Genomic DNA, 669 nt, shown 5'->3' with positions numbered 1-669 from the left:
GCCCCCGCCCGGGAGGCCCGTGCCGCGCGCCGTCGAGGGGCCGGCCGTCGGGTTGGTGCCGTTCATCCCGCCCTTCTCGGACGAGGCGGCCGTGGAGACGGCGTACGCGCTCGGGCCCGCCAGCATCGCGACCACGGCGGCGAGCGCCGCCACCGTCGTCATCCGGCGCCGGTTCACGGCCGAGCGGAGGCTGCCGAAGCGGGAGACCAGCAGCCCCGCGACCGACAGCGCGGTGACCGCGCCGATGGCCGGGCGGAGCCAGGGGTTCCAGCCGTCCGCACGGCCCAGCAGCACGATCGCCCAGACGGCCGTCACCGCGAGGGCCGCGGGCAGCACCCAGGCCCAGCGCGCATCGCGCCGGAACGCGCGGTGCAGGGCGACGCCGCCCGCGCCGCACAGCGCCGCGATACCGGGGGCCATGGCGGTCACGTAGTACGGGTGGAAGGTGCCCTCGGAGAGGGAGAAGACCAGGTAGTGCAGGACGAACCAGCCGCCCCACAGCAGCAGGGCCGCGCGCTGGATGTCGGTGCGCGGACGGCGTCTGCGCAGCACCAGCGCCGCGACCAGCGCGATCGCCGCGAAGGGGATCAGCCAGGAGATCTGGCCGCCGTTGATCTCGTTGAACAGGCGGCCGATTCCGGCGGCGCCGCCGAAGCCGCCGCCCCCGCC

At 76.4% G+C, this 669-nt stretch carries 1 pseudogene; it reads right to left on the bottom strand.

The annotated features are described in order from the left end of the window. Nucleotides 1–669 (bottom strand): annotated as a pseudogene (locus G5C65_RS38010) (hypothetical protein); the annotation flags it as partial.

The sequence above is a fragment of the Streptomyces boncukensis genome (assembly GCF_011045075.1).
Taxonomy (GTDB): domain Bacteria; phylum Actinomycetota; class Actinomycetes; order Streptomycetales; family Streptomycetaceae; genus Streptomyces; species Streptomyces boncukensis.
The sequence above is the reverse complement of the archived record's forward strand: the minus strand, read 5'-3'. Positions and strand labels throughout refer to the sequence as shown.